Annotated in this window: 23 protein-coding genes and 2 pseudogenes; 17 read left to right on the top strand and 8 right to left on the bottom strand. The window is 67.7% G+C overall.

What is annotated here, in order from left to right; all coding sequences use genetic code 11:
- The first annotated feature begins 17 nt into the window (after positions 1-17).
- The 5 genes from AC1PME_RS12350 to AC1PME_RS12330 all read left to right on the top strand — a co-directional run bounded on the left by AC1PME_RS12350 (position 18) and on the right by AC1PME_RS12330 (position 8,074).
- Positions 18-1,604, top strand: coding sequence for a glucoamylase family protein (locus tag AC1PME_RS12350; protein ID WP_429002420.1), 1,587 nt, complete (start codon positions 18-20; stop codon positions 1,602-1,604).
- A gap of 8 nt (positions 1,605-1,612) precedes the next feature.
- Entirely contained in the window at positions 1,613-2,908 is a 1,296-nt protein-coding gene (locus tag AC1PME_RS12345) for a sugar ABC transporter substrate-binding protein (protein ID WP_481098111.1), read from the top strand.
- Positions 2,905-3,786, top strand: a complete 882-nt coding sequence (locus AC1PME_RS12340) for a carbohydrate ABC transporter permease (protein WP_010342668.1) — start codon at positions 2,905-2,907, stop codon at positions 3,784-3,786. Before AC1PME_RS12345 ends, AC1PME_RS12340 begins: the two co-directional genes overlap by 4 nt.
- Entirely contained in the window at positions 3,783-4,619 is an 837-nt protein-coding gene (locus AC1PME_RS12335; RefSeq protein WP_254458293.1) for a carbohydrate ABC transporter permease, read from the top strand. The genes AC1PME_RS12340 and AC1PME_RS12335 overlap by 4 nt, the downstream gene beginning before the upstream one ends.
- A 332-nt stretch (positions 4,620-4,951) precedes the next feature.
- On the top strand, positions 4,952-8,074 hold the full coding sequence (locus AC1PME_RS12330) for a discoidin domain-containing protein (protein ID WP_481098110.1): 3,123 nt from the start codon (positions 4,952-4,954) through the stop codon (positions 8,072-8,074).
- Between the two features lie 147 nt (positions 8,075-8,221).
- Here AC1PME_RS12330 and AC1PME_RS12325 read toward each other — a convergent pair.
- A pseudogene (locus tag AC1PME_RS12325) lies at positions 8,222-8,589 on the bottom strand (integrase core domain-containing protein); the annotation flags it as partial.
- Positions 8,590-8,672: 83 nt separating this feature from the next.
- Between AC1PME_RS12325 and AC1PME_RS12320 the strand changes: the two are divergent.
- Complete coding sequence (locus tag AC1PME_RS12320; RefSeq protein ID WP_481096013.1) at positions 8,673-9,191, top strand: hypothetical protein; 519 nt, start codon at positions 8,673-8,675, stop codon at positions 9,189-9,191.
- A gap of 227 nt (positions 9,192-9,418) precedes the next feature.
- Here the strand turns inward: AC1PME_RS12320 and AC1PME_RS12315 are convergent, their stop codons facing one another.
- Complete coding sequence (locus AC1PME_RS12315) at positions 9,419-9,841, bottom strand: hypothetical protein (protein ID WP_481096012.1); 423 nt, start codon at positions 9,839-9,841, stop codon at positions 9,419-9,421.
- Between the two features lie 322 nt (positions 9,842-10,163).
- On the opposite strand from AC1PME_RS12315, the pseudogene AC1PME_RS12310 reads away from it, so the two are divergent.
- A pseudogene (locus AC1PME_RS12310) lies at positions 10,164-10,391 on the top strand (integrase core domain-containing protein); the annotation flags it as partial.
- A gap of 381 nt (positions 10,392-10,772) precedes the next feature.
- Here AC1PME_RS12310 and AC1PME_RS12305 read toward each other — a convergent pair.
- From AC1PME_RS12305 to zwf, 5 genes are all read right to left on the bottom strand, one after another.
- Entirely contained in the window at positions 10,773-11,426 is a 654-nt protein-coding gene (locus AC1PME_RS12305; RefSeq protein WP_254458290.1) for a bifunctional 4-hydroxy-2-oxoglutarate aldolase/2-dehydro-3-deoxy-phosphogluconate aldolase, read from the bottom strand.
- A gap of 75 nt (positions 11,427-11,501) precedes the next feature.
- Positions 11,502-13,418 carry a phosphogluconate dehydratase gene (gene edd / locus AC1PME_RS12300; protein ID WP_254458289.1) on the bottom strand — a complete coding sequence of 639 codons (1,917 nt, stop codon included), beginning with the start codon at positions 13,416-13,418 and terminating at the stop codon, positions 11,502-11,504.
- A gap of 145 nt (positions 13,419-13,563) precedes the next feature.
- Positions 13,564-14,283 carry a 6-phosphogluconolactonase gene (pgl, locus tag AC1PME_RS12295; RefSeq protein ID WP_254458288.1) on the bottom strand — a complete coding sequence of 240 codons (720 nt, stop codon included), beginning with the start codon at positions 14,281-14,283 and terminating at the stop codon, positions 13,564-13,566.
- On the bottom strand, positions 14,280-15,287 hold the full coding sequence (glk, locus tag AC1PME_RS12290) for a glucokinase (protein WP_254458287.1): 1,008 nt from the start codon (positions 15,285-15,287) through the stop codon (positions 14,280-14,282). The genes pgl and glk overlap by 4 nt, the downstream gene beginning before the upstream one ends.
- The gene (gene zwf, locus AC1PME_RS12285; protein WP_343237517.1) at positions 15,284-16,720 is read right to left on the bottom strand and encodes a glucose-6-phosphate dehydrogenase; all 1,437 of its coding nucleotides are present in this window, start codon (positions 16,718-16,720) and stop codon (positions 15,284-15,286) included. Before zwf ends, glk begins: the two co-directional genes overlap by 4 nt.
- A gap of 425 nt (positions 16,721-17,145) precedes the next feature.
- On the opposite strand from zwf, the gene AC1PME_RS12280 reads away from it, so the two are divergent.
- Entirely contained in the window at positions 17,146-18,273 is a 1,128-nt protein-coding gene (locus AC1PME_RS12280; protein WP_481096011.1) for an ABC transporter ATP-binding protein, read from the top strand.
- Positions 18,274-18,296: 23 nt separating this feature from the next.
- Here AC1PME_RS12280 and ygfZ read toward each other — a convergent pair whose 3' ends face one another.
- Complete coding sequence (gene ygfZ / locus AC1PME_RS12275; RefSeq protein WP_481096010.1) at positions 18,297-19,163, bottom strand: CAF17-like 4Fe-4S cluster assembly/insertion protein YgfZ; 867 nt, start codon at positions 19,161-19,163, stop codon at positions 18,297-18,299.
- Between ygfZ and AC1PME_RS12270 the strand changes: the two genes are divergently transcribed.
- The 9 genes from AC1PME_RS12270 to lolD all read left to right on the top strand — a co-directional run bounded on the left by AC1PME_RS12270 (position 19,065) and on the right by lolD (position 25,715).
- Positions 19,065-19,373 carry a DUF1674 domain-containing protein gene (locus AC1PME_RS12270; protein WP_307550945.1) on the top strand — a complete coding sequence of 103 codons (309 nt, stop codon included), beginning with the start codon at positions 19,065-19,067 and terminating at the stop codon, positions 19,371-19,373. The two genes, ygfZ and AC1PME_RS12270, sit on opposite strands and share 99 nt — an antisense overlap.
- Before the next feature lie 60 nt (positions 19,374-19,433).
- Positions 19,434-19,826: a succinate dehydrogenase, cytochrome b556 subunit gene (sdhC, locus tag AC1PME_RS12265; protein ID WP_254458283.1), complete on the top strand. Its 393-nt coding sequence runs from the start codon at positions 19,434-19,436 to the stop codon at positions 19,824-19,826.
- On the top strand, positions 19,823-20,209 hold the full coding sequence (sdhD, locus tag AC1PME_RS12260) for a succinate dehydrogenase, hydrophobic membrane anchor protein (protein ID WP_254458282.1): 387 nt from the start codon (positions 19,823-19,825) through the stop codon (positions 20,207-20,209). Before sdhC ends, sdhD begins: the two co-directional genes overlap by 4 nt.
- A gap of 29 nt (positions 20,210-20,238) precedes the next feature.
- Positions 20,239-22,029 carry a succinate dehydrogenase flavoprotein subunit gene (gene sdhA / locus AC1PME_RS12255; RefSeq protein WP_481096009.1) on the top strand — a complete coding sequence of 597 codons (1,791 nt, stop codon included), beginning with the start codon at positions 20,239-20,241 and terminating at the stop codon, positions 22,027-22,029.
- 111 nt (positions 22,030-22,140) lie between these two features.
- Entirely contained in the window at positions 22,141-22,923 is a 783-nt protein-coding gene (locus AC1PME_RS12250; protein WP_017908442.1) for a succinate dehydrogenase iron-sulfur subunit, read from the top strand.
- A 127-nt stretch (positions 22,924-23,050) separates the two neighbouring features.
- The gene (locus AC1PME_RS12245; protein ID WP_160947372.1) at positions 23,051-23,299 is read left to right on the top strand and encodes an FAD assembly factor SdhE; all 249 of its coding nucleotides are present in this window, start codon (positions 23,051-23,053) and stop codon (positions 23,297-23,299) included.
- Positions 23,250-23,702 carry a hypothetical protein gene (locus AC1PME_RS12240; protein ID WP_307550936.1) on the top strand — a complete coding sequence of 151 codons (453 nt, stop codon included), beginning with the start codon at positions 23,250-23,252 and terminating at the stop codon, positions 23,700-23,702. The genes AC1PME_RS12245 and AC1PME_RS12240 overlap by 50 nt, the downstream gene beginning before the upstream one ends.
- 23 nt (positions 23,703-23,725) lie before the next feature.
- Positions 23,726-24,970, top strand: a complete 1,245-nt coding sequence (locus AC1PME_RS12235; protein WP_254458278.1) for a lipoprotein-releasing ABC transporter permease subunit — start codon at positions 23,726-23,728, stop codon at positions 24,968-24,970.
- 37 nt (positions 24,971-25,007) lie between these two features.
- Positions 25,008-25,715, top strand: a complete 708-nt coding sequence (gene lolD / locus AC1PME_RS12230) for a lipoprotein-releasing ABC transporter ATP-binding protein LolD (RefSeq protein ID WP_429002419.1) — start codon at positions 25,008-25,010, stop codon at positions 25,713-25,715.
- Positions 25,716-26,133 lie beyond the last annotated feature (418 nt).

The following is a 26,133-nucleotide window of genomic DNA, read 5'->3' as shown; positions in this document are numbered from 1 at the left end:
TCATCAGGTTTTCGTTGATGTTGATGGCAGCAGGGGTGCTGCTGACGGCCTGCAAGAAGACCGAGGAGCCGAAGGCGGTGGAGAAGAAGCCGGTCAAGGTGATCCTGGTCGAGGCCGAACTGCCGCCGAAACCGTTGAAGCCCGAGCTGCCGCAGCTGTTCGGCGACATTGAGCGGCGCACCTTCCAGTTCTTCTGGGACACCACCAACGAAACCAATGGCCTGACCCCCGACCGTTTCCCGTCGCGTCCGTTCGCCAGCATCGCCTCGGTGGGGTTCTCGCTGACGGCGTATCCCATCGGCATTGAAAACGGCTGGATCAGCCGCACCCAGGCGGTGGATCGCACCTTGACCACGCTGAAGTTCTTCCGCGATGTGCCGGTTGGCCCGCAGCGCACCGGCAAGGCCGGCTACAAGGGCTTCTATTACCACTTTCTCGATATGCAGAACGGCCGCCGTTACGATAGCTGGGTGGAGCTGTCGAGCGTGGATACCGCGCTGCTGATGATGGGCGTGCTGTTCGCGCAGTCGTACTACGACGGAGACGACCCGCGCGAGAAGGAGATTCGCGAGATCGCCGACACGCTGTACAAGCGCGTGGACTGGACCTGGCTGCAGGTGCGCGATCCGTTGATCTCGATGGGCTGGTTCCCCGAGAGCGGGTTCATCAGCCACGACTGGATGGGCTACAACGAAGCGATGATGCTGTACGTGCTGGCGTTGGGCTCGCCGACCCATGCGGTGAGCCCGGACGCGTGGACGGTATGGACCCGCACCTACAACAACGACTGGGGCGTGTACTACGGCCAGGAATACTTGTCGTTCGGGCCGATGTTCGCGCACCAGTACAGCCATGTCTGGATCGACTTCCGCGATATCCAGGACCAGTACATGCGCGAGCGCGGCATCGACTACTTCCTCAACAGCCGGCGCGCGGCGCTGGCGCAGCGTGAGTACGCCATCGCCAATCCGATGAAGTGGAAGGACTACGGCGAGAATGTGTGGGGCCTGACCGCCAGTGACGGTCCGCAGAACACCGAGCAGGAATACCGTGGCGAACAGCGCCAGTTCCGTCACTATTCCTCGCGCGGCGCCGGCCTGCGCGAGAACTTCGACGACGGCACCATCGCGCCGACCGCAGCGGTAGCCTCGCTAGTGTTCGCGCCGGAGGTGGTGATTCCGGCCACCGAGGAGATGCACAAGCGCTACGGCGATTTCATCTACTCCAGCTACGGTTTCCTGGATTCGTTCAACCCCAGCTTCAACTACGATATTCCGCTGAAGACCGGACGCGTGGTGCCCGGCCGCGGCTGGGTGTCCAGCGATTACATCGGCATCGACCAGGGGCCGATCCTGGCCATGATCGCCAACTACCGCAACGAGTTCGTCTGGAACGTGATGAAGAAGAACAAGTACATTCGCACCGGACTGGAGCGCGCCGGCTTCACCGGCGGCTGGCTCACCCCGGAAGGCGAGGCGCAGCCGGTGCCGAAGAAGGACGAGCAGGCCGCTGCGGCGCGGGCGATCGGCATCGCCGAATCGCGTGCCGCCGCTGCGCAGGCGCAACAGAATCCCGACCAGCGCCAGCCGCAGAAGCCCGAATGAGCACACGCATGATCGGTCGTTGGTTGTCGTTGGGCCTGTTGGTCGTGGCCGTGTGCGGATGCGCGCGCGCGCCGCAGGGCGAGGTGGTGCGGTTCTGGGCGATGGGCCGCGAGGCCGAGGTGGTGGCCGAGCTGATCCCGCAGTTCGAGAAGGAGAACCCCGGCATCCACGTGGACATCCAGAACATCCCCTGGACCGCCGCCCACGAGAAGCTGCTCACCGCCTTCGCCGCCGACGGGTTGCCGGACGTGTGCCAGCTGGGCAACACCTGGATTCCCGAGTTCGCCGAACTGGGCACGCTGCAGCCGCTGCAGTCGTACGTCGACCGCTCCAAGGTGGTGGATCCGAAGGACTACTTCCCCGGGATCTGGGACACCAGCGTCATCGACGGCCAGCTCTACGGCATCCCCTGGTACGTGGACACGCGCCTGCTGTTCTACCGCAAGGACATGCTGCGCGAGGCCGGGGTGACCAAGCTGCCGCAGACCTGGGCCGAATGGGAACAGGCGATGGCGGCGGTGAAGAAGCACGTGGGGCCGAAGCGCTACGCGATCCTGATGCCGCTCAACGAGTTCGAGCAGCAGCTGTCGCTGGGACTGCAATTGCCCGATCCGCTGTTGCGCGACCACAACAACTACGGCAACTTCGAAAGCCCCGGCTTCCGCAAGGCGCTGGCGTTCTACGCCAACATGTTCGAGCAGGGCTGGGCGCCGAAGATGTCCGAGACGCAGATCTCCAACGTCTGGGACGAGTTCTTCAACGGCTTCTACGCCTTCTACATCTCCGGCCCGTGGAACATCCGCGAGTTCCGCAAGGTGCAGCCGGCGGCGCTCAAGGACCAGTGGGGCACCATGCCGTTGCCGGGCCCGGACGGCCCCGGCGCGGGTATCGCCGGCGGCACCAGCCTGGTGATCTTCCGCAAGTCCGAGCACAAGGACGCGGCGTGGAAGCTGATCGAGTTCCTGTCGCGGCCGCAGATCCAGGCGCGCTTCCACGCGCTGATCGGCGACATGCCGCCGCGGCGCAGCACCTGGGCGTATCCGTCGCTGGCCGACGATCCGCTGGCGCATGCGTTCCGCGACCAGTTGGAGCGGGTCAAGCCGGCACCGAAGGTCCTGGAGTGGGAGCGCATCGTGCAAGAGATGCGGCTGGCCACCGAGCGGGTGGTGCGCGGCGGCGAACCCCAGGAGAAGGCGATGCGGGAACTGGACAAGCGGGTCGACGAGATCCTGGAGAAACGCCGCTGGATCCACCAGCAGCACCGCGAAGGCACGGCGGCGCCGGCCGCGGGAGCGGCCCCATGAAGCGCGGTTCCCTGATCGGCTGGCTGTTCGCCGGCCCGGCGCTGATCGTGATCGGCGTGTTCTTCGGCCTGCCGGTGCTGTCGGCGCTGGCGCTGAGCGTCACCGACTTCGACCTGTACTCGCTGGCCGACCGCCACAACCTGCGCTTCGTCGGCTTCGGCAACTACATCGAGTTGCTGCAGACGCCGATGTTCTGGAAGTCGCTGTGGAACACCACGTACTTCGTGATCGTCGGCGTGCCGCTGTCCATCGGCGCCTCGCTGGGCGCGGCGCTGCTGCTGAACGCGCCGGTGGCGCGCTTCAAGGCGCTGTTCCGCACCGCGCTGTTCGCGCCGGTGGTGACCACGCTGGTGGCGGTGGCGGTGATCTGGCGCTACCTGTTCCACACCAGCTACGGCCTGGTCAACTACGGCCTGGCGCACCTGGGCATCGGCCCGATCGACTGGCTCGGCGATCCGCACTGGGCGATGCCGACGATCATGCTGTTCGCGGTGTGGAAGAACTTCGGCTACAACATGGTGATCTTCCTCGCCGGGCTGCAGGCGATCCCGCAGGACCTGTACGAGGCCGCGCGCATCGACGGCGCCTCGAAGTGGCGGCAGTTCCTGCACATCACCCTGCCGATGCTCGGGCCGGTGCTGCTGGTGGTCGGGGTGATCACCGTGTCCGGCTACTTCCAGCTGTTCGCCGAACCCTACGTGATGACCCGCGGCGATCCGCTGCAGAGCACGGTCAGCGTGCTGTACTACATGTTCGAGGAAGGCTTCAAGTGGTGGAACCTCGGCCGCGCCTCGGCGGTGGCGTTCCTGCTGTTCCTGATCATCCTGGGAGTGACGACGGTGATGCTGCGCTTCGGCCGCAAGAGGGACCTGGTATGAGCCGGGAGATCGGCGCCTCGCGCTGGAACACGCTGCTGGTCAACGGCGGGCTGCTGCTGCTCGCCGTGATCAGCCTGGCGCCGCTGTTGTGGATGGTGTCGGTGTCGTTCATGCCGGCGGGGCAGGCCAGCCGCTTCCCGCCGCCGATGCTGCCCACCGGCGCCACCCTGGCCAACTACGGCGAGCTGTTCTCGCGCACCGGCATGGCGCGCAACTTCGCCAACAGCCTGCTGGTGTCCTGCGCGATCACCTTCGGCTCGCTGCTGATCAACACCATGGCCGGCTATGCCTTCGCCAAGCTGCGCTTCGTCGGCAAGGAACGGATCTTCCAGATCCTGCTGGCGGCGCTGGTGATCCCGGCGCAGGTGGCGATGCTGCCGCTGTTCCTGCTGATGAAGCAGCTGCACCTGGTCAACAACTTCGGCGGCGTGATCGTGCCGGCGCTGGCGACGGTGTTCGGCATCTTCCTGGTGCGCCAGTACGCGCGTTCGATCCCGGACGAGCTGCTGGAGGCCGCCCGCATCGACGGCGCCGGCGAGTTGCGGATCTTCTTCCAGATCGTGCTGCCGATGCTCAAGCCGGTGCTGGTCACGCTGACCATCTTCACCTTCATGGCCGCGTGGAACGACTTCATGTGGCCGCTGATCGTGCTGACCGACCAGGAGCACTACACCTTGCCGGTGGCCCTGGCGGCGCTGTCGCGCGAGCACATCATGGACGTGGAGATGATGATGGCCGGCGCGGTGGTCACGGTGGTTCCGGTGCTGGCCCTGTTCCTGGCCCTGCAGCGCTACTACATCCAGGGCCTGCTGCTCGGCAGCGTGAAGGGGTGAGGGAACGCGCTTGCGCGCCACCGGCTCGCGCGTTGCCGAACGCCCGGCCATGGATGGCCGGGCCGGACGTTCTGGTGTGGGATAGGTTCGCCACGGATGGCGGCAGCGAAGCGGAACCTCGAGCGCCACTGGCGCGCGTTGCGCCGAACGCCCGATCATGGACGGCCGGGCCGGGCCTGTAGGAGCGGCTTCAGCCGCGACCGCAGGCCGCACCACCAGCCGGGCCGCCAGGGCCGACGCCCTCCAACAGACGCAGACACGCAACGAAACGAACAACGGGGAACGCGATGAGGGACGGGATGGCGACGAGGTGCGCACGCGCGATGCTGGCGATGCTGGGACTGGCGGCCGCCCATGCCGTCGCCGCGCCGCCGACCTCCACGGTGACGCTGGACAGCTTCAACGATCTGGACAAGTGGCAGATCGTCGTCTCCAACCAGGTCACCGCCTCGACCCGGCTGGTGCAGGCGCCCAGCGGCGGCCGCGCCAAGGCGCTGTGCCTGGACTACGACTTCAACGGCGTGTCCGGCTATGCCGGCATCCGCCGCAGCGTGCCGATCGACTACCCGGACAACTATCAATTCTCGTTCCAGTTGCGCGGCGATTCGCCGAGCAACGACCTGCAGTTCAAGCTGGTCGACGCCAGCGGCGACAACGTGTGGTGGGTCAACCGGCCGCGCTACGCGTTCCCCACGCAATGGAGCACGGTCACCTTCAAGAAGCGGCAGATCGACAAGGCCTGGGGGCCGAGCCCGGAGAAGGAGCTGACCCGCAGCGCGCAGATCGAGTTCACCATCTACAACCAGGTCGGCGGCGCCGGCACGGTGTGCTTCGACCAGCTGACCCTGACCCCGTTGCCGCCGCAGGACACCTCGCCGCTGACGGTCAAGGTCAGCACCGATACCGCCCCGGCGCTGGAGCAGCGCATCGCCGACGGCAAGCCGGACACGGTCTGGTACAGCGGCAACGCCAAGACCCAGACGGTGATGCTGGACCTGGGCAAGGTCCGCGAGTTCGGCGGCGCCAAGGTGCAGTGGGCGCCGGGCGTGTACGCCTCGCGCTACACCGTGCAGGGCTCGGCCGACGGGCGCAGCTGGCGCGAGTTGCGCACCGTGACCGCCGGCAATGGCGGCACCGACTGGCTGGCGCTGCCGGAGACCGAGGCGCGTTATGTGCGCTTCGACCTGCAGGACGGCCCCAGTTTCCGCTACGGCATCGCCGACATCGCGCTGCAGCCACTGGCCTTCGCCGCGACCCAGAACGATTTCATCAAGTCGGTGGCGGCGCAGTCCACCCGCGGCTGGTTCCCGCGCGGCTTCAGCGGCGAGCAGCCGTACTGGACCATCGTCGGCCTGGACGGCGGCCGCGAACAAGGGTTGGTCGGCGAGGACGGCGCGATCGAGGTGGGCAAGGGCGGCTTCAGCATCGAACCGTTCCTGCTGCTGGACGGCAAGCGCCTGAGCTGGGCCGACGTCAAGACCGCGCAGAGCCTGCAGGACGACTACCTGCCGATTCCCAGCGTGGACTGGAGCCACGACAACGCCGCGCTGCGCGTGACCGCCTTCGTGCAGGGCGAGCCGGAGCAGGCGCAACTGGTGGCGCGCTACCGGCTCAGCAACCCGAGCAAGCAGCCGCACGACTACACCCTGGCGCTGGCGGTGCGCCCGTTCCAGGTCAATCCGCCCAGCCAGTTCCTCAACACGGTCGGCGGGGTCAGCCCGATCCGCTCGCTGGCCTTCGCCGGCGCGCAGGTGCAGGTCAACGGCCAGCCGCGGGTGTTCGCGGTGCAGAAGCCCGACGCCGCCTACGCCAGCGCGTTCGACGCCGGCATCGACATCGAACGGCTCGGCACCGACGCCAGCGGCCTGCCGCAGCAGGCGCAGGACCCGGACGGGCTGGCCTCCGGCGCGCTGCTGTACCGCGGGCGCCTGGCCCCGGGCGAGGTGCGCGAGGTGGCGCTGGTGATCCCGCAGACCGGCAATGCCGGCCCCGGCCTGCCGCCGGGCTTCGACGCGGCGCGCGCGCAGCAGCAGGTGGCGGCGCAGTGGCACGAGAAGCTGGACCGCGTGCAACTGCACGTGCCGGCGCAGGGCAAGGCGGTCACCGACACGCTGCGCACCGCGCTGGCGCACATGCTGATCTCGCGGATCGGGCCGCGTCTGCAGCCGGGCACGCGCTCGTACTCGCGCAGTTGGATCCGCGACGGCGCGATGATCTCAGAAGGCCTGCTGCGGCTGGGCCGCGCCGACGTGGTCCGCGAGTACGTCGAATGGTACGCGCCGTACCAGTTCGCCAACGGCATGGTGCCGTGCTGCGTGGACGATCGCGGCAGCGACCCGGTGCCGGAGAACGACAGCCATGGCGAACTGATCTACAGCGTCGCCGACTACTACCGCTACAGCGGCGACCGCGCGTTCCTGGAGCAGATGTGGCCGCACGTGCTCGGCGCCTACACCTACATGGAGCAGCTGCGGCTCAGCGAACGCACCGACGAGAACCGCGCGCGCAATGCCGCCTTCTACGGCATGATGCCGGCGTCGATCAGCCACGAGGGCTACTCGGCCAAGCCGACGCACTCGTACTGGGACAACTTCTGGGCGCTGCGCGGCTACAAGGACGCGGTGAGCATCGCCGCCGAACTGGGCCGCATCGACGACGCCGCACGCTTCGCCGCCTCGCGCGACCAGTTCCGCCAGGACCTGTACGCCTCGCTGGAGAGTGCGACCCAGCAGCACCACATCGACTTCCTGCCGGGGTCGGCGGAGCTGGGCGATTTCGACCCGACCTCCAGCACCATCGCGCTGGCACCGGGCGGCGAGCAGGGCCGGCTGCCGCCGACGCTGCTCGACAACACCTTCGCGCGCTACTGGAGCGAGTTCGTCGGCCGCCGCGACGGCACCCGCGAATGGAAGGACTACACCCCCTACGAGTGGCGCAACGTGTCCGCGTTCGTGCGCCTGGGCTGGCGCGAGCGCGCCTGGGAGGCGACGCAGTTCTTCTTCAAGGACCGCACGCCGCAGCCCTGGAACCAGTGGGCCGAAGTGGTCTCGCGCACGCCGCGCAAGCCGTTCTTCCTCGGCGACCTGCCGCATGCCTGGGTCGCCTCGGACTTCGTGCGCTCGGTGCTGGACATGTTCGCCTACGCCCGCGACGTCGACGACAGCCTGGTGCTGGCCGCAGGCATTCCGGCCGACTGGTTCGACGGCAAGGGCGTGGCGATCGAACAGTTGCGCACCCCGCAGGGCCCGTTGAGCTACCAGCTGCGGCGGCAGAAGAACCGGCTGCTGCTGAACATCCCCGAGGGCCTGCGCGTGCCCAGCGGCGGCCTGGTGCTGCCGTGGCCGTACCCGGGCGAACCGGGCCGCACCCTGGTCAACGGCGAAGCGGCGCAGTGGGAACACGGCGAACTGCGCATCCATGCGTTGCCGGCGGATGTGCAGATTGAGGTGCGGTGAAGCTGGGATTGGGGAGTCGGGATTGGGGATTCGTAACAGCAAAAGCAAAAAAGCGCCGGCATGCCGGCGCTTTTTATGCTGGCCGTAGCTTGGCACTTCGCTGTACGCACCTCAGCGATATCCCCCAGCCTTGAGTAGCGGGTCTCTTTAGAGTCCAGGTTTCATCGTAGCGGTTTTTGCCACGAGCTGTTGAGCATAGGACGCCGGCGTCAGGCCACCTAGGATCTTCTTCGGTTGTTCCTCGTTGTAGTCCCTCCGCCCGGTTTCAATTTCGTGCGAGCGTGCAGCAATGTCGGGAACCAATGCTCATTGAGACATTCCCCGCGAAAACGACCGTTGAAGCTTTCGATGTAGGCGTTCTGATTGGGCTTGCCTGGCTGGATCAGGCGCAGTTGCACGGCTCGCTCGTGGACCGATGCCACCACCACCTTGCCGCAAAATTCCTTGTCGTTGTCGGTCCGTATCACCTGTGGCAAGCTTCGACTCACTGCCAGTCGATCCAGCACCTGTGCCACCTGCACAGACCGCGATGATAGCCGGATAGAGCTGTGATATTCGCTCATGAAGCCGTTAGACTGCGGTCTTTCGGAGGGGCACTATGGCTGATTTCTTGGAGATTTTGGTTCTCGTGCTTGTGGTCGCGGTGTTGTTCAACGTTGTGACATTTAGGGGGCGAGTGATTCGTGAACTGCGCGAGCATTCCGGTCAGCAAAGCAGAGAAATTGCCGCGTTGAGACAGGTATTGGACGCAGTTGCGGATCGCGTGCTTCTCAGTCGCGAGCAACGGCGCGTCAAATGGTTTGATGAACTGCCGCCTTTCGACCTGGATGGCTTCAAGTCCCTGAGCTGTGATTCCGAGCGTGAGTTGATCATGGCTTGCGGCGGAAGCGATGACGCCGAAGTGATTGGCTTGCACTACCGGCACGATCGACTTGAGTTTCGTACCGATGGCGAAAAGGACGCGGTCGCCTACGGTGTTGCTCGCCCATGGGCAACGGTTGAGAATCGTCCGGTTAAGATCTATCTCAATCAGTACGCGCTCACATCTAAAATTGTTGGATTGGAGAAAGACGGTTTCGTCAAGCTTGCACCGCATAGTGCTCGCCTGCCTGAGTGATAGTGTCGATGGGGGATGTTTATGGTTTGGTTGGTGGTTCAATTTTGAGGGGGTGGCGATATGCTGCATCCCGCCGATATGGAGACCCGAGTTTCACTATTTTTGATTCGTTTTCTTGCGCGAGCCGCTGACATCCTGAGATGGCTGCGCAGTTGTGCGCACAAACCCGGTTGTGACCGCAAAAAAAAGCCCGCTGTACGCGGGCGTCTGCTATGTTGTATGAGTGATTAGGAGTCTTTAAATTCAACTTCCTTGTGTTTGGAATGCCTTGGAAGTTTGGTATCTACTTCCGAAGCGATTTCGTCGGTAATAAGGCGGACCGTTCTTTGAGCCGTTTTTGTAAAGGCCGGTTTTGTCTTGCTGGCCGAGTGGAATATGCGTAATTTACGGAAGAAATCGCCATTGAGTTGACCATTTCCGCAATTCGCCGCAATCAGTTCCCCGCTTGCACCGTTCTCCATCTCTTCAACGATGCGCGCAACGGACAGTGCGGTCCTGCTATCAATATCGTGAACTTTCTTGACCATCTTGTTCTCCTGCCCAGAGGGCGAGACAAGGTATAAGCGCAGCGCGCCGCAAAGACAAGCCGTAAGCTGAACCGCCAGGGGGTGCAGCGCTGTTGCGTCGTGTGCAATCAGAAGACCGAGCACCAAATATTCGTATGGGCCACCGCTCGCAACCCTAGCGGCTGTGGTCGTGGGCTTGCCGAACCAGTGTATAATTTTTCAGCAATGGCGTGCTTGAGACATGCCGTTGCTCAAGCAATCGAGCGTGACCGGCTGTCCAGTGCGCAAACCGACCAGTTCGTCCTTGCGGGATGGGGTTCAGCAAAGTCACGGGCCGGTCGTGTATCCCCGTGCCTTCACGGGCCAGGATAGGTGAGCGCCGGTACAGGGCGGGCTACTCAGTAACGGTCCCTGTGACCCTAAGCCTCAGTCCCTTAAATCGCTTGTCCACAAGCGAGGTGTTTAGATACGCCTGATCCAGCCAGGCAAGCTCAATCAGAACGCCTAAATCGAAAGCTTCAACGGCCGTTTTTACTACGAATGTCTCAATGAGCATTGGTTCTCGACATTGCTGCACGCCCGCACCGAGATTGAAACCTGACGGCGGGAATACATCGAGGAACGACCGAAGAATATCCTGGGTGGCGTGACGCCGGCCGCGTATGCTCAACAGTTCGCGGCAAAAAAGCGCTAGGATGAGCTGATGGTGCGGTGTCGGTGGTTAACCTGCTTTCTGAAAAAAGGGTTCAAGCTCCACTATGTCGTTGCGGCTTGATATTGCCATTTTTGTAGAAGGCGCTGGGAGCGCACTTTACTTTTTCGAATCCCGTTTCCAAATCTAGGTCGACGTTATTGCGATTGCTTCCGCTTCCGCAGCGCTCTCATGCACCATCCACTAGCCACGATGTAGACACGTCCGACAGTAAGGCAGGAAATTGGGAGGGCAGGAATCCCAACAGCAAACAAAAATCGCCGGCATGCCGGCGATTTTTGTTTCTGGAGTCTTGAGTCGTGAGAGCCGAGGTTCTGGCTGTTAACGATTCCCCATTCCCCAATCCCCATTCCCGGCTAAGCGCTACCGCGCCGCCGCCACAATCGCCGCCGCCTTCGCCGAGCTCTCGCGCACCTTGTCCCAGGCGCCGTCGGCCAGCCAGTCCTTGGGCACCATCCACGAGCCGCCGATGCAGACCACGTTGGGTTGCGCCAGGTACTCGGCGGCGGTGCTTTCGCCGATGCCGCCGGTGGGGCACAGCTTGAGTTCGGCCAGGGGGCCGGCCAGGCCCTTGAGCATCGCCAGGCCGCCGACGGCGGAGGCGGGGAACAGCTTGCACACGCGGAAACCGCGTTCCATCAGCGCCAGCAGTTCGCTCGGGGTGGCCGCGCCCGGCACCACCGGCAGCGGCGCCTGCGCCAGCGCGTCGGCCAGGGTCGGGGTGGTGCCCGGGGTGACGATGAAGTCGGCGCCGGCGTCGATCGACTGCTGCAGCTGGGTGGCGGTGAGCACGGTACCGGCGCCGATCACGATGTCCGGCAGTTCGCGCTTGAGCATCGCCAGCGCTTCCATCGCCACCGGGGTGCGCAGGGTCAGTTCGATCGCCGGCAGTCCGCCTTCGAGCAGCGCGGCCGACACGCGGCGGGCCTCCTCCAGGCTGTGGACGGTGACGACGGGCAGGATGCCGGCCGCGCGCAGCAGTTGTTCGGCCTTGGTCTGGTGTTCGGCGATGGTCATGAGTGTCTCGGTTGCGAGGGGGCGAGGCCCCGGCCGCGCACGGCCGGGACAGGGGAGGGCGAGCGGCGGCGCCGGTCAGGCGTCCTTGGCCTCGTGCGGCGCGGCGGCGGCTTCGGCATCGCGGCCCAGGTCGTACTCGGCGTCGTAGTTCCACAGGTCGCCGTCGGCGGCCGGCGGGCCGCAGGAGATCGACAGCGCGCCCTGGTCGGCGGGGCCGACCATGCGGCGGTTGAGCCCGAACAGGTTGCGGCCCAGGTCGTGCGCGGCCGGCGCGGTGTTCGGCGCCAGCGGGCGTGCCGCCCACTCGGCGGCGTCGACCAGCACTTCCAGGGTGCCGGCCTCGCCGTCCAGGCGCACGATGTCGCCTTCGCGCACCCGCGCCAGCGGGCCGCCGCGCGCCGCTTCCGGGGTCACGTGGATGGCCGCGGGGAACTTGCCCGAGGCGCCGGACAGGCGCCCGTCGGTGACCAGCGCCACGCGCCGGCCCTGGTTCTGCAGCAGGCCCAGCAGCGGCGCCAGCGAATGCAGTTCAGGCATGCCGTTGGCCCGCGGCCCCTGGTAGCGCAGCACCACCACGAAGTCGTGCGGCAGCGCGCCGGCGGCATGCAGCTTGTTCAGCGCCTGCGGCGCGTCGATCACCACGGCCGGGGCTTCGATGGTGCGGAACTGCGGCTTCACCGCCGACAGCTTGATCAGCGAGCGGCCGAGGTTGCCGCGCAGCAGGCGCAGGCCGCCCTGCGCCTCGAACGGGTTGGACGCCGGGCGCACCACCGCCTCGTCGGCGCTCTTGGCCGGGCTCGGCACGTAGGCCAGCTTGCCGTCCTGCAGGCACGGCTCGTCGCCGTAGGCGCGCATGCCGCCGGGCACGATGGTGGCCAGGTCGTCGTGCATCAGCCCGGCGTCCATCAGTTCGCGGAACACGAAGCCGATGCCGCCGGCGGCGGCGAAGTGGTTCACGTCGGCCTCGCCGTTCGGATACACCCGCGCCAGCAGCGGCACCAGCTGTGACAGCGCGTCCAGGTCGTCCCAGGTCAGCACGATGCCGGCCGCGCGCGCCACCGCCAGCCAGTGGATGGTGTGGTTGGTGGAACCGCCGGTGGCCATCAGCGCGACCACGGCGTTGACGATGGCGCGCTCGTCGATCAACCGGCCCAGCGGGCGGAAGTCGGTGCCCAGCGCGGTGATGCGCAGCGCGCGCTCGGTCGCCTGCTGGGTCAGCGCCTCGCGCAGCGGGGTGCCGGGGTTGACGAAGGAGGCGCCGGGCAACTGCACGCCCATCGCTTCCAGCAGCACCTGGTTGGAGTTGGCGGTGCCGTAGAAGGTGCAGGTGCCGGGGGCGTGGTAGGACGCCGATTCGGCGGCCAGCAGTTCCTCGCGGGTGGCCTGGCCGGCGGCGTAGCGCTCGCGCACCTCGGCCTTCTGCTTGTTGGGGATGCCCGGGGTCATCGGCCCGGCCGGCACGAACACCGCCGGCAGGTGGCCGAAGGCCAGCGCGCCGATCAGCAGGCCGGGCACGATCTTGTCGCACACGCCCAGGTACAGGCTGGTGTCGAACATGTCGTGGCTCAGGCCGATCGCGGTGGCCTGGGCGATCACGTCGCGCGAGAACAGCGACAGCTCCATGCCCGGCCGACCCTGGGTCACGCCGTCGCACATCGCCGGCACGCCGCCGGCGACCTGCGCGGTGGCGCCGAGCGCGCGCGCGGTGCTGCGGATGATCTCCGGGTAGTGCTCGAACGGCTGGTGCGCCGAGAGCATGTCGTTGTAGGCGGTGATGATGCCCAGGTTGGGGGTGATCCCGCCTTCCAGCCGGCTCTTGTCGGTGGGGCCGCAGGCGGCGAAGCCGTGGGCGAGGTTGCCGCAGCTCAGGCGGCTGCGGAACGGGCCGTCGCGCAGCGCGGCATCGATGCCGGCCAGGTAGGCGCGCCGCGACGGCGCACTGCGCTCACGGATGCGTTCGGTGATCGCGTGGAGGGTTGGATGCAGGCTCATTGGCGGAAGTGGCTATGAAGGGGGGAATCGGGAAACGGGAATCGGGAATCGGAAGAGCGGGAATCGGCAAGGGGAATCGGAAGAGCGGAAAAGCGTCAGCGCGCAGCCGTTGCGAATCCCTAATCACCAATCCCCAATCCCCGCCTCACTCGCACCAATGCACGCGCAGGCGCGCGCCAGGCGTATCGAAGGCCACGCGGATCGGGTATTCGTGCGGATCGGTGCCGGCCAGGGCGCGCTCCAGCACCTCCAGCTTCTGCTTGCCGCGCAGCAGCAGCATGCGCTGGCCGATCGGCGCCAGGCCGGCCGGAGTCAGGGTGATGCGCAGCGGCCAGGTGTTGGCGCCGGGGCAGCCGGTGGCGTCGAGCGCGGCGTAGGGCAGCGGGTTGGCCAGGGCCTTGTTCAGGTCGGTGGCGCCCGGGAACAGCGAGGCGGTGTGGCCGTCGCCGCCCATGCCCAGCACCGCCATGCAGGCGGCGGGGGCGTGCTGCGCGTGCAAGTTGGCGGCGTGCACGCAATCCTGCAGCGGCTTGCCGACCCGCACCAGCGGTTCGAAGCGCGCTTCCTCGGCGCGGTCCAGCAGGCTGTGCCGGACCAGGTAGGCGTTGCTGTCGCTGTCCTGCGGCGACAGCCAGCGCTCGTCGACCAGGCCGACTTCCAGCTTCGACCAGTCCAGCGGCAGCTCGGCCAGCGCCTGGTACACCGGCGCCGGGGTGGTGCCGCCGGACAGCAGCAGGCGCGCGCCGCCGCGCCGCTGGATCTCCTCGCGCAGCGCGGTGCCGATCTCGGCCGCCGCCGCGTCGATCCATTCGTCCGGATCGTCGTAGCGGATCAGCGTGATGCGGTCGGACAGCGTGGGGCTCATGCAATGGCTCCTGGGGATTGCCGCGCGGCGTCCACCGCGTAGGCGGCGGCGCCGAGCAGGCCGGGACGGGGGTGGGTCACCGCCAGCGACGGCACCCGCGCCATGATCGACGAAAACCGGCCCTTGTGCTCGAAGCGCTGGCGGAACCCGGAATGCTGGATCGCGTCGAGCATCTTCGGCACCAGCCCGCCGGTCAGGAACACGCCGTCCCAGGCGCCCTGCATCAGCACCAGGTCGCCGGCGATGGCGCCGAACACGGCGCAGAACACGTCCACCGTGCGCATCGCCCGGTAGTCGCCGTGCGCGGCGCGCGCGGTGATGTCCTCCGGCTGCAGCGGGCCCGGATCGTCGCCGGCCATCTCGCTGAGCGCGCGGTGGATGTTGACCAGGCCGGGGCCGCAGATCAGGCGCTCGTTGGAGACGCGGCCGAACTGCTGCGACAGCAGTTCCAGGATGCGGATCTCCTCCGGCGTGCCCGGCGGGAAGCTGACATGGCCGCCCTCGGTCTCCAGCGGAAAGCAGCGCCCGCCGCGCACCAGCAGGCCGCCCACGCCCAGGCCGGTGCCGGGACCGATCACGCCGTAGTTGCGCGGCACCTCGATCGCCGACGGCGTCCAGCTGGCGCCGCCGACCTGGACCACGTCCTGCGGCCGCAGCAGGCTGATCGCCATCGCCTGCGCGGCGAAGTCGTTGATCAGGTGCAGTTCGTCGAAGCCGAGCATGGCGCGGGTGCGCGCCCGCGAGATCACCCAGGGATGGTTGGTGATGCGCGCCTCGTCGCCGTCGACGCGGCCGGCGACCGCGAAGGTGCCGCTGCGCGCGTCCACCCCGGTCTGCTCCAGGTAATGGCGGGCGGCGTCGCCCAGCGAGGGGAACTCCACCACCGCGTAGGTCTGGGTGCTGTCGTCGAGCAGCGGCACCGAGGCGTCGAGGTCGGCCAGGGCGAAGCGGGCATTGGTGCCGCCGATGTCGGCGACCAGCACCGGGCGTTGCGGCGCGCTCACGGGGCGACCCGCGGCGCGGCGCCGGCGTGATCGCAGGACACGTAGGCCTGCGCTTCCTGCGGCCCCCAGCTGCCGGCCGGGTAGGGCAGCAACGGCAACTGCGCCTGCGCCCAGGCGGCGCTGACGCTGTCGATCCAGGCCCAGGCGGCGCGCACCTCGTCGTCGCGCACGAACAGCGCGTGGTTGCCGTTGAGCGCGTCGAGCATCAGCCGCTCGTAGGCGATGCGCCGGTGCAGGCCGGTGGGCACCGACAGTTCCAGTTCCAGCGGCTGCAGTTCCAGCGCGCCCCATTCCGGGCCGGCCAGGCTGCTCATCAGCCCCAGTTCGATGTTCTCCTGCGGCTGCAGCTGGAAGGTCAGCCGGTTCGGCGCGGCCTGCTGCGCGGTCGGGCGCTCGAACAGCCAGTGGGTGACCGGCTTGAGCGTGACCACCACGCGGGTGGAGCGCTCGGCCAGGCGCTTGCCGGTACACAGCCGGAACGGCACGCCGGCCCAGCGCCAGTTGTCGATGTAGGCGGTGACCGCGGCGAAGGTTTCCACGTCGCTGCCTTCCGGCGGCTGGTAGGCCTGCGCCGGCTGGCCGTTGACGGTGCCGGCGGTGTAGCGCCCGCGCACGCTGTCGCGGGCGGCATGCTCTGCGCTCAGCGGACGCAGCGCGCGCAGCACCTTGACCTTCTCGTCGCGGATGCGGTCGGCTTCCAGCGACGCCGGCGGCTCCATCGCCACCAGGCACAGCAACTGCAGGATATGGCTCTGCACCATGTCGCGCAGCGCGCCGGAGCGCGCGTAGTAGGCATCGCGGCCGTCCACGCCCTCGCTCTCGGCGACCAGGATGTCCACCGACTCGATGTAGGTGCGGTTCCACACCGCTTCCAGCAGCGTGTTGCCGAAGCGCAGCGCGATCAGGTTCTGCACCGCGGCCTTGCCCAGGTAGTGGTCCAGGCGGAACACGCGGTCCTCGTCGATCAGCGCGCCGATCGCCTGCACGATCTCGCGGGCGCTCTCCGAATCGTGGCCGATCGGCTTCTCCAGCATCAGCCGGTGCGGCGCGGCCAGCGCCCCGCCCAGGGCCAGGCCCTGGCAGGTGCTGATGTACAGCCCCGGCGGGATCGCCAGGTAGCTCACGCAGCGGCGCGTGGTCAGGTCGCGCACGGCCGCGGCCACCGATTCGGGATCGCGCAGGTCCACCGAGCGGTAGTCGATGCGCGCCAGCAGCGCCTGCACGATGGATTCGCCGATCTGCGGCATCGCCGCCTGCAGGCGCGGCTTGAGGATCTCGTGGAACTTGGCGGTGTCGTGCGGCGACAGCGCCAGCGCGCGGATGCGGAAGTCTTCCGGCAGGAAGCCGTCGTCGAGCATGCGCAGCAGCGAGGGGAACAGATAGCGCTGGGCCAGATCGCCGGTGGCGCCGAACAGCAGGAAAGTATCGTGCATCGACCGGGTTTCGGTTTCGGGTGACATGTCGTCGATCACCTGGGGGCTAGTAGGGACGTGGCGTGGGAAAGCGTACGGCGGGAACGGCCTGTATCCGGCCGGTTCGGGCGAGGGCATGAGGCGGGATGGCCGCCAGGCGGGAACGCACGATCCAGGAGATGAATACGACTGCCAGACCTCTGAGCATACCTCTCCGATGCCTCGTACTGCAGGCCGGATGACGACGGCGCGCCGGATCGGCGGCTGGCGGATCGCATTGCGTGCCCTCCCAGGCTCGATGTTGCCCCGTGAAAACGGTTACATGGCAGAATACCGCATCGCGCTGCATTGTTGCCTGTGCGCAGGCACGATGCGACGCGAATTCGTATGCACTGCCTTCGGGAGGGACCGGCGGCAGCCCGTTCCTCCTGCCGGAAACCGGATACATGGCGAAAGTACAACTGGACAACATCCGCAAGGTCTACGACAACGGCCAGGTCGCCGTGCACGGGGCCAGCTTCGAAGTGGCCGACGGCGAACTGATGGTGCTGGTCGGGCCGTCGGGCTGCGGCAAGTCCACGCTGCTGCGGATGATCGCCGGCCTGGAGGAGATCAGCGGCGGCGAGCTGCGCATCGGCGAGCGCGTGGTCAACGAGGTGGCGCCGAAGGACCGCGACATCGCCATGGTGTTCCAGAGCTATGCGCTGTACCCGCACATGACCGTGGCCGAGAATCTGGCGTTCGGGCTCAAGCTGCGTGGCGAGAGCAAGGAGGTCATCCGCCAGCGCGTGGCCGCCGCTGCCGACACCCTGGGTCTGACCCCGATGCTGGACAAGCTGCCGCGCGCCATGTCCGGCGGCCAGCGCCAGCGCGTGGCGCTGGGCCGCGCGCTGGTACGCGAGCCGGCGGTGTTCCTGCTCGACGAGCCGCTGTCCAACCTGGACGCCAAGCTGCGCCATTCGGTGCGCACCGAGATCGCGCAACTGCACCGCAAGCTCGGCACCACTATGATCTACGTCACCCACGACCAGGTCGAGGCGATGACCCTGGGCCAGCGCATCGTCGTGCTCAAGGACGGGCTGATCCAGCAGATCGACACGCCGATGGCGCTGTACGACCGCCCGGCCAACCTGTTCGTGGCCGGCTTCCTCGGCAGCCCGGCGATGAACGTGCTGCGCGGGCGGCTGGTCGAGGACGGTGGCCTGCAGCTGCAACTGGACGACGGCGGCCGGGTGCCGCTGCCGGGCGCGCAGGTCGCGCAGGTCGCGCCGCAGTGGCTGGGCCGGGAGCTGGCGATCGGCGTGCGCCCGGAGCATCTGCAGCCCAGCGACGCGGCGCAGGGTGGCTTCGACGCCACCATCGAGGTGATCGAGCCGGTCGGCAACGAGATCTTCGTCAATCTGAGCCATGGCGCGCAGCCGCTGGTGATGCGGGTGGCGCCGCGCGCGCTGCCGGGCCTGGGCGAGCGCCTGCGGGTGGCGGTGCGCGGCGACGCGCTGCACTTCTTCGATGCCGAGAGTGGGGTGCGCCTGGAGAGCCGGGAATCGGGAACCGGGAACCGGGAATCGCAATAGCGACACGCCAGGCGCAGGCGCGTTCAGCGCGCCAGGCCGTCGACCAGTGGCTGCCAGTGCGCGGCGTGGCCGTCGATCTGCAGGCCGCTGGGCGGCGCGTCGTCCAGCGGCAGTACCGCCAATGCCAGGGTGCCGGCGACGCTGACCACGCTGCCGAACGGCTGGCCGTCGCGCAGCACCGCCGCGTCGGCAGGGACCTCGGCTTCCACCTCCAGCAACTGCACCGCGCGCTTGGCCTTGCCCAGGAAATGGGTGCGGGCGACGATTTCCTGGCCGGGGTAGCAGCCTTTCTTGACGCTGAAGGCGTGCAGCCGGTCCAGGCCCAGTTGCTGCGGCGTCCACTGTTCGCGCTGGCTCGGCGCGAGCCGGGCCAGGCCCAGGCGCAGGTCGGCCGCGCGCCAGGCCGCCGCCAGCGCCGGCTCGGCCGCCGGCGCATCCGCCGCCGGCACCAGGCGCAGCGTGCGCGGCAGGCCGGCGCCGCCCATGTCCAGTTCGATCACGCCGGCCTCATCGCGCGCCCACGCCGCGCCCCGGGCCTGCTCCGGTAGGCTCAGGCAGCCGAACGCATGCAGCGTGTCCTCGGCGGTGATGCGCAGCTTGCGCCGGAACACGAAGCGGCCCAGCGCCGCCGCCAGGTCCTCGGCACCGCCATCGGGCAGCAGCATCAGCAGGGCGTCGTCGGCCTGGCGCAGCAGCGCGAACACCGCGATCACCCGGCCCTTGGCGGTGAGCCAGGCGTTCCATTGCCAGCGGCCGACCGCCAGCGCCTGGACGTCGTTGGCGAACTGCGCATGGGCGAAGGCCACCGCATCCGGACCGCCCAGGGCCACGTATTGCAGGTGAGGCAAGGCGGAAAAACCGCCGCGATCGAGATTCAGGTTGTCAGGCACGAGAGGGGAGGACTAAAATCGATGCGTTGTGAGACCCGCATGATAGGCCAACCAACCCCCACACCCGAGTCCGATCCCGAAACGCAGCGGCCCGCCGAGGACACCCCTCCGCAGGCCGAGCCTGCGCCGCGGGAGATCGGCGGACGCGGCGGCCTCGAGCCGACGCGCTACGGCGACTGGGAGAAAAACGGACGCTGCATCGATTTTTGAGCAGCTTTGAGCCAACGCGGCCTTAAGCACGCCGCCCAGCCGAGACAACGAGCCAAGCGCATGGCGACCCGCGAACGTCCTCTTTCCCCTCATCTGCAGGTCTATCGCTGGCAGATCCAGATGGCCACGTCCATCCTGCACCGTGCCACCGGCATCGTGCTGTCGGTCGGCGCGCTGATCATCGCCGCCGCGCTGTTGGTGCTGATGCTCGGCCCGGCCTCCTGGAACTGCTTCCGCGGCATGGCCGGCGCCTGGTACGGACAGGTGTTCCTGTTCGCCTGGAGCTGGGCCTTCGCCTACCACCTGTGCAATGGCCTGCGCCACATCGTGCAGGACTTCGGTCATGGCTTCAGCATTCCCGCGTTCGTGCGCAGCAGCTGGATGTCGGTGATCGGCAGCCTGGTGATCGTGGCGCTGATCTGGGCCTACGTCCTCAACGGAGCTTCCGCATGAGCCGCTACCGCACCCCCCTGAAGAACGTCCGCGGCCTGGGCGCGGCCAAGACCGGCACCGAGCATTTCGTGTTGCAGCGGCTCACCGCCACTGCGCTGGTCGGCCTGACCGTGTGGTTCCTGGTGTTCGTGCTGAGCCTGCTCGGCGCCGACTATGTCACCGCCACCGAGGCCGTGGCCAAGCCGTGGAACGCGGTGTTGCTGGTCGGCTTCCTGATCGCGATGTTCTGGCATGCGCAGATCGGCCTGCAGGTCATTCTCGAAGATTACGTGCACAACTCGCTGCTGGCCCTGGCGCTGCAGACCACGGTGAAGTTCGTCGCCGTGCTCGGCGCGATCGTCGGTGTATTCGCGGTCGCCCGCATCGCGCTGGGCAGCGCCTGATCGGCGCCCGGAACAGGAATTCAGATTCGATGTCCGCTTACAAGATCACTGAACACAAGTACGACATGGTCGTCATCGGCGCCGGCGGCGCCGGCCTGCGGGCGACCTTCGGCCTGGCCCAGAAGGGCCTGCAGACGGTCTGCCTGACCAAGGTCTTCCCGACCCGTTCGCACACCGTGGCCGCGCAGGGCGGCATTTCCGCCGCGCTCGGCAACATGGGCGAGGACGACTGGCGCTACCACTTCTACGACACCATCAAGGGCTCGGACTGGCTGGGCGACCAGGACGCCATCGAGTACATGTGCCGCGAGGCGATCCCGGCGATCATCGAGCTGGAGCACTACGGCGTGCCGTTCAGCCGCACCGAGGACGGCAAGATCTACCAGCGTCCGTTCGGCGGCATGACCACCAAGTACGGCGAAGGCCCGTCCGCGCAGCGCACCTGCGCCGCCGCCGACCGTACCGGCCACGCCATGCTGCACACGCTGTACCAGCAGTCGCTGGCGCACAACGCGCGCTTCATGATCGAGTACTTCGCGCTCGACCTGATCTTCGACGAGGAAGGCGTGTGCCGCGGCGTGCTCGCCCTGGACATGGCCGAAGGCTCGCTGCACCTGTTCCGCGCCCACGGCGTGGTGCTGGCCACCGGCGGCTACGGCCGCGCCTACTTCAGCGCCACCTCGGCGCACACCTGCACCGGCGACGGCGGCGGCCTGGTGATGCGCGCCGGCCTGCCGATGCAGGACATGGAGTTCGTGCAGTTCCACCCGACCGGCATCTACGGCGCCGGCTGCCTGATCACCGAGGGCGTGCGCGGCGAAGGCGGCATCCTGCGCAACAGCAGCGGCGAGCGCTTCATGGAGCGCTACGCGCCGCACTACAAGGACCTGGCCTCGCGCGACGTGGTGTCGCGTTCGATGACCATCGAGATCCGCGAAGGCCGCGGCGTCGGCGAGCACAAGGACCACATCCTGCTCGACCTGACCCACCTCGGCCCGGGCGTGATCGACGAGAAGCTGCCCGGCATCGCCGAGAGCGCACGCATCTTCGCCGGCGTCGACGTGCACAAGCAGCCGATCCCGGTGATCCCGACCGTGCACTACAACATGGGCGGCATCCCCACCAACTACCACGGCGAAGTGGTGCGCAAGGATGGCGACAACCCCGATGCGGTGGTGCCGGGCCTGTACGCCATCGGCGAGGCCGCCTGCGTGTCGGTGCACGGCGCCAACCGCCTGGGTTCCAACTCGCTGCTCGACCTGGTGGTGTTCGGCCGCGCGGTGGCCAACCGCTGCGCCGAGACGATCAAGAGCGGCGCCCCGCACAAGGGCCTGCCGGGCGACGCCTGCGACAAGGCGCTGGGCCTGCTGGACAAGCTGCGCAACGCCAACGGCAGCACCCCGACCTCGGTGATCCGCGACAAGATGCAGCGCACCATGCAGTCCGACGCGGCGGTGTTCCGCACCAGCAAGACGCTGAAGGAAGGCGTGGACAAGATGGCGGAGATCTTCGCCAGCTTCGAGGACGTGAAGGTGTCCGACCGCTCGCTGGTGTGGAATTCCGACCTGATCGAGACCTACGAGCTGAACAACCTGCTGCTCAACGCGGTGGCGACGATCAACTCGGCCGAGCAGCGCAAGGAAAGCCGCGGCGCCCACGCCCACGAGGATTTCCCCGACCGCGACGACGTCAACTGGCAGAAGCACACGCTGGTCACCGTCGACGACAAGGGCCAGTGCAGTTTCGACTATCGCCCGGTGCACATGTACACGCTCAGCAAGGACGTGGACGTGGTGCCGCCGAAGCCGCGCGTTTACTGACCACAGCCGGGAAACGGGAGTAGGGAATCGGGAATCGAGAACAGCGCATGCGCTCTTCGCTCCCGCTTCCCATTCCCCATTCCCCAATCCCCATTCCCGGATTTTAAAGCCATGGCAGAGTTCACCCTCCCCAAGAATTCCAAGATCGGCAAGGGCAAGCACTTTCCCGCCAAGGGCGCGAAGAACGTGCGGACCTTCAAGGTCTACCGGTGGAATCCGGACGACGACAGCAACCCGCGGACCGACACCTACGAGGTGGACCTGGACGCGTGCGGCCCGATGGTTCTGGACGCGCTGATCAAGATCAAGAACGAGATCGACCCGACCCTGACCTTCCGCCGCTCGTGCCGCGAAGGCATCTGCGGGTCGTGCGCGATGAACATCGACGGCACCAACACGCTGGCCTGCACCAAGGCGATCAGCGACTGCGGCAAGAAGGAGGTGCCGATCTACCCGCTGCCGCACATGAGCGTGGTCAAGGACCTGGTGCCGGACCTGACCCACTTCTACGCGCAGTACGCCTCGATCAAGCCGTGGATCCGCACCCAGACGCCGCCGCCGCCGGACCGCGAGCGGCTGCAGTCGCCGGAGGACCGCAAGAAGCTCGACGGCCTGTACGAGTGCATCCTGTGCGCATGCTGCTCGACCAGCTGCCCGAGCTACTGGTGGAACGGCGAGCGTTACCTGGGCCCGGCGATCCTGCTGCAGGCCTACCGCTGGATCATCGACTCGCGCGACGAGGACACCGGTGCGCGCCTGGACGATCTGGAAGATCCGTTCAAGCTGTACCGCTGCCACACCATCATGAACTGCGCGCGGACCTGCCCGAAGGGGCTGAACCCGGCGCTGGCGATCGCCGAGATCAAGAAGCTGATGATGGCGCGCCGCGCCTGATCGCAGCGGCGTACGTTCCAAGCGGCGGGCCTGCCCGCCGACCGCGCGGCACCGGCTTTCGGGTTCGGTGCCGCGTTCGTTTTCGGCGGCTGCCATGCGGCGCCGCCCCCAGGCAAGGGCGCATGCGATGGACGAGACCACCGAACTGAAGAAGCTGCGCTGGCGCTGCCGGCGCGGCATGCGCGAACTGGACCAGCTGTTCGGCCGCTACCTGGACCGGCGCTGGGCGCAGGCGTCCGAGGACGAGCGCGGGGTTTTCCTATACCTGCTCGATTGCGAGGACGATAAGTTGTGGCGCTGGTTCATGGGCTACGAGGCCTGTCCCGATGCACGCGCCGCCGATCTCATCGCTTCCATCCGCGCCATGCCGGCTTGACTGGCGCCCCTCGCGCTGGCTGCTGGCCGCGCTGACCCTGCTCGGCGCGCTGGCGCCGCTGTCGCTGCTCGGCTCCGACCTGCCGCCGCGCCTGGCCTGGCCGGCGGCCGCGCTGGCGCTGCTGTACGCGGCGTGGCTGCTGCGCCGCGAGGCCAGGCGGGCGCCGCGCACGCTGCTGCTTCCCGCCGGTGCCGGCGCGGCCAGCGTCGACGGCGCGGCGGTGAGTGACCTGCAGGTCGCCTGGCGCGGGCCGCTGGCGTTCGTGCGCTGGCGCGACGCGCGGGGGCGCACGCAGCGCCTGGCGTGGTGGCCGGACACGCTGCCGGCGGCGGCGCGACGTGAACTGCGTCTGGCCGCTGCTGCCCGTGCCGCTTCGTCTGCGCCGCCGCAAATGGCACCATAGCCCTCCCTGGACGGTGGCTGCGCATGTTCAAACCCTTACCCGTGGCGATCGGCCTGCGCTATCTGCGCGCCAAGCGCCGCAACAACTTCATCTCCTTCATCTCCATGGCCTCGATCCTCGGCATCGCCCTGGGCGTGACCGTGCTGATCACCACCCTGGCGGTGATGAGCGGCTTCCAGAAGGAGATCCGCGACCGCCTGCTGCAGATGGCCGCGCACGCCACGGTCAGCGCGCAGGGCGCGCCGATGCAGGACTGGCAGCACGCGGTGGACGTGGCCATGCGAGACAAGCGCGTGGCCGGCGCCGCGCCCTATGTCGAGGAAGAGGCGCTGCTCACCGGCCAGCGCAACCAGCCGGCGATCGTCCGCGGCATCCTGCCCAAGGAGGAGGCCAAGGTCTCGGTGCTGGCGCAGAAGATGAAGCAGGGCTCGGTCGACAGCCTGACTCCCGGTTCCTACAACATCCTGCTCGGCCAGGAACTGGCGCTGTGGCTGGGCGTGGGCGTGGGCGACAAGGTGGTGGTGATGCTCGGCGAGCCGCAGGCCAGCCCGATGGGCATGGTGCCGCGCTACAAGCGCTTCACCGTCAGCGGCATCTTCGAGGCCGGCTACAACGAGATCGACCGCGGCCTGGCGGTGACCAGCATGCCCGACCTGCAGCGGGTGCTGCGCATGGGCGACGGCGTCACCGGCGTGCGCCTGAAGCTGTACGACATGGACCAGGCCTGGAACGTGGCGCGCGACCTGGCGCTGAACCTGCACGGCCCGTACATGGTCAGCGACTGGACCCGGGAGAACGCCAACCTCTACCAGTCGCTGAAGATGGAAAAGACGGTGATGGGCATCCTGCTGTCGCTGATCATCGCGATGGGCGCGTTCAACCTGGTGTCCTCGCAGGTGATGCTGGTGACCGACAAGCAGGCCGACATCGCCATCCTGCGCACGCTGGGGCTGAGCCCGGGCGGGGTGATGCAGGTGTTCATGGTGCAGGGCACGCTGATCGGCGTGATCGGCACCATCGCCGGGGTGATCGGCGGCATCGTGCTGACGCTCAACCTGGAGCGGATCCTGGCCGGCATCGAGGCGGTGTTCAACATCAAGCTGCTGCCGGAGGACGTCTACTACATCACCGGCCTGCCCACCGACATGCAGCCGCACGACGTCATGGTGATCACCATCGTGGCGTTGCTGATGAGCTTCCTGGCCACGCTGTATCCGGCCTGGCGCGCGGCGCGCACGCAGCCGGCGGAGGCGCTGCGCTATGAATGAGGGCCGGGAATCGGGAATGGGGAATCGGGAGTTGGGAATGCAGAAGCCACAAGCGGAGGCGGCGATCCGCGCCGAAGGCCTGGCCAAGACCTACGCCGAAGGCAAGATGCGCACGCCGGTGTTCGACGGCCTGGAGCTGAGCGTGGCGGCGGGCGAGACCGTGGCCATCGTCGGCGCCTCCGGCGCCGGCAAGAGCACCTTGCTGCACCTGCTCGGCGGCCTCGACGTGCCGACCTCCGGCGAGGTCTACGTGGCCGGGCAGCGCATGTCGGCGCTGACCGACGCGGCGCGCGGGCAACTGCGCAACCGCTCGCTGGGCTTCGTCTACCAGTTCCATCACCTGCTGCCCGAGTTCACCGCGCTGGAGAACGTGATGATGCCGGTGCTGCTGGGCGGTGCGCCGATCCAGGACGCCGATGCGCGCGCGCGCGCGCTGCTGGAATCGGTGGGCCTGGGCCATCGCCTGGAGCACAAGCCGGGCGAGCTGTCCGGTGGCGAGCGCCAGCGCGCGGCGGTGGCGCGTGCGCTGGTCAATCGTCCGGCCTGCGTGCTCGGCGACGAGCCGACCGGCAACCTCGACGACAAGACCGCGGCCAACGTGTTCGCGCTGATGCTCGAACTCAACCGGGCGCAGGGCACCAGCCTGGCCCTGGTCACCCACGACCGCAGCCTGGCGCGCAAGCTGGACCGCGTGCTGGAACTGCACCAGGGCAAGCTGCGCGAACTGGCGCCTGCGGACGTCTGAAGGAGCGCGGCGGCGGCGCACTGCGCCGCCGCATCGCGTGTCGCCGGACCATGCACATGCCCGGCGAGCGCCAGGGTCTGGAGGCGCTTGCGATGCGTCAGCGCATGGCCACTACGCTTCCTGCCGCAGCCACTGCAAACACGCTGCACGATGCTGTCCTGCTAGCCGGTGCACTACGTCGTCGGGACTGAAGTCCCTCCCACACGGCACCCGACGGCCACGCGATAGTCGCTGTGGGAGCGGCTTCAGACGCGACGAACGACGCCGGACACATCGCCGGCCTGGTTGACTGTCGGCTTCGAGACTCCTCCTGCTCGAGCGTCTGCCTTCAACGTGCCTGGCGCTGGCGCCACGGTGTGGCATCGCGCGTCCATGCAGGACGCGCCCCTACGCGATCGCCCCTTTCCAACACAACGAT

It is taken from the genome of Xanthomonas sp. NCPPB 901, assembly GCF_056725085.1.
This window is presented reverse-complemented; position numbering and strand designations above follow the sequence as displayed.

What these genes read in the sequence shown, in the direction of transcription:
- sdhC (WP_254458283.1), top strand. Translation starts at nt 19,434, where the DNA reads ATGGCGACCCGCGAACGTCCTCTTTCCCCTCATCTGCAGGTCTATCGC.
- AC1PME_RS12345 (WP_481098111.1), top strand. Translation starts at nt 1,613, where the DNA reads ATGATCGGTCGTTGGTTGTCGTTGGGCCTGTTGGTCGTGGCCGTGTGC.
- AC1PME_RS12340 (WP_010342668.1), top strand. Translation starts at nt 2,905, where the DNA reads ATGAAGCGCGGTTCCCTGATCGGCTGGCTGTTCGCCGGCCCGGCGCTG.
- AC1PME_RS12250 (WP_017908442.1), top strand. Translation starts at nt 22,141, where the DNA reads ATGGCAGAGTTCACCCTCCCCAAGAATTCCAAGATCGGCAAGGGCAAG.
- AC1PME_RS12330 (WP_481098110.1), top strand. Translation starts at nt 4,952, where the DNA reads ATGCTGGGACTGGCGGCCGCCCATGCCGTCGCCGCGCCGCCGACCTCC.
- pgl (WP_254458288.1), bottom strand. Translation starts at nt 14,283, where the DNA reads ATGAGCCCCACGCTGTCCGACCGCATCACGCTGATCCGCTACGACGAT.
- AC1PME_RS12235 (WP_254458278.1), top strand. Translation starts at nt 23,726, where the DNA reads ATGTTCAAACCCTTACCCGTGGCGATCGGCCTGCGCTATCTGCGCGCC.
- AC1PME_RS12320 (WP_481096013.1), top strand. Translation starts at nt 8,673, where the DNA reads ATGGCTGATTTCTTGGAGATTTTGGTTCTCGTGCTTGTGGTCGCGGTG.
- AC1PME_RS12270 (WP_307550945.1), top strand. Translation starts at nt 19,065, where the DNA reads ATGGGCGAAGGCCACCGCATCCGGACCGCCCAGGGCCACGTATTGCAG.
- zwf (WP_343237517.1), bottom strand. Translation starts at nt 16,720, where the DNA reads ATGCACGATACTTTCCTGCTGTTCGGCGCCACCGGCGATCTGGCCCAG.
- sdhA (WP_481096009.1), top strand. Translation starts at nt 20,239, where the DNA reads ATGTCCGCTTACAAGATCACTGAACACAAGTACGACATGGTCGTCATC.
- sdhD (WP_254458282.1), top strand. Translation starts at nt 19,823, where the DNA reads ATGAGCCGCTACCGCACCCCCCTGAAGAACGTCCGCGGCCTGGGCGCG.
- AC1PME_RS12240 (WP_307550936.1), top strand. Translation starts at nt 23,250, where the DNA reads ATGCACGCGCCGCCGATCTCATCGCTTCCATCCGCGCCATGCCGGCTT.
- AC1PME_RS12335 (WP_254458293.1), top strand. Translation starts at nt 3,783, where the DNA reads ATGAGCCGGGAGATCGGCGCCTCGCGCTGGAACACGCTGCTGGTCAAC.
- AC1PME_RS12350 (WP_429002420.1), top strand. Translation starts at nt 18, where the DNA reads ATGTTGATGGCAGCAGGGGTGCTGCTGACGGCCTGCAAGAAGACCGAG.
- AC1PME_RS12305 (WP_254458290.1), bottom strand. Translation starts at nt 11,426, where the DNA reads ATGACCATCGCCGAACACCAGACCAAGGCCGAACAACTGCTGCGCGCG.
- AC1PME_RS12245 (WP_160947372.1), top strand. Translation starts at nt 23,051, where the DNA reads ATGGACGAGACCACCGAACTGAAGAAGCTGCGCTGGCGCTGCCGGCGC.
- edd (WP_254458289.1), bottom strand. Translation starts at nt 13,418, where the DNA reads ATGAGCCTGCATCCAACCCTCCACGCGATCACCGAACGCATCCGTGAG.
- AC1PME_RS12280 (WP_481096011.1), top strand. Translation starts at nt 17,146, where the DNA reads ATGGCGAAAGTACAACTGGACAACATCCGCAAGGTCTACGACAACGGC.
- lolD (WP_429002419.1), top strand. Translation starts at nt 25,008, where the DNA reads ATGCAGAAGCCACAAGCGGAGGCGGCGATCCGCGCCGAAGGCCTGGCC.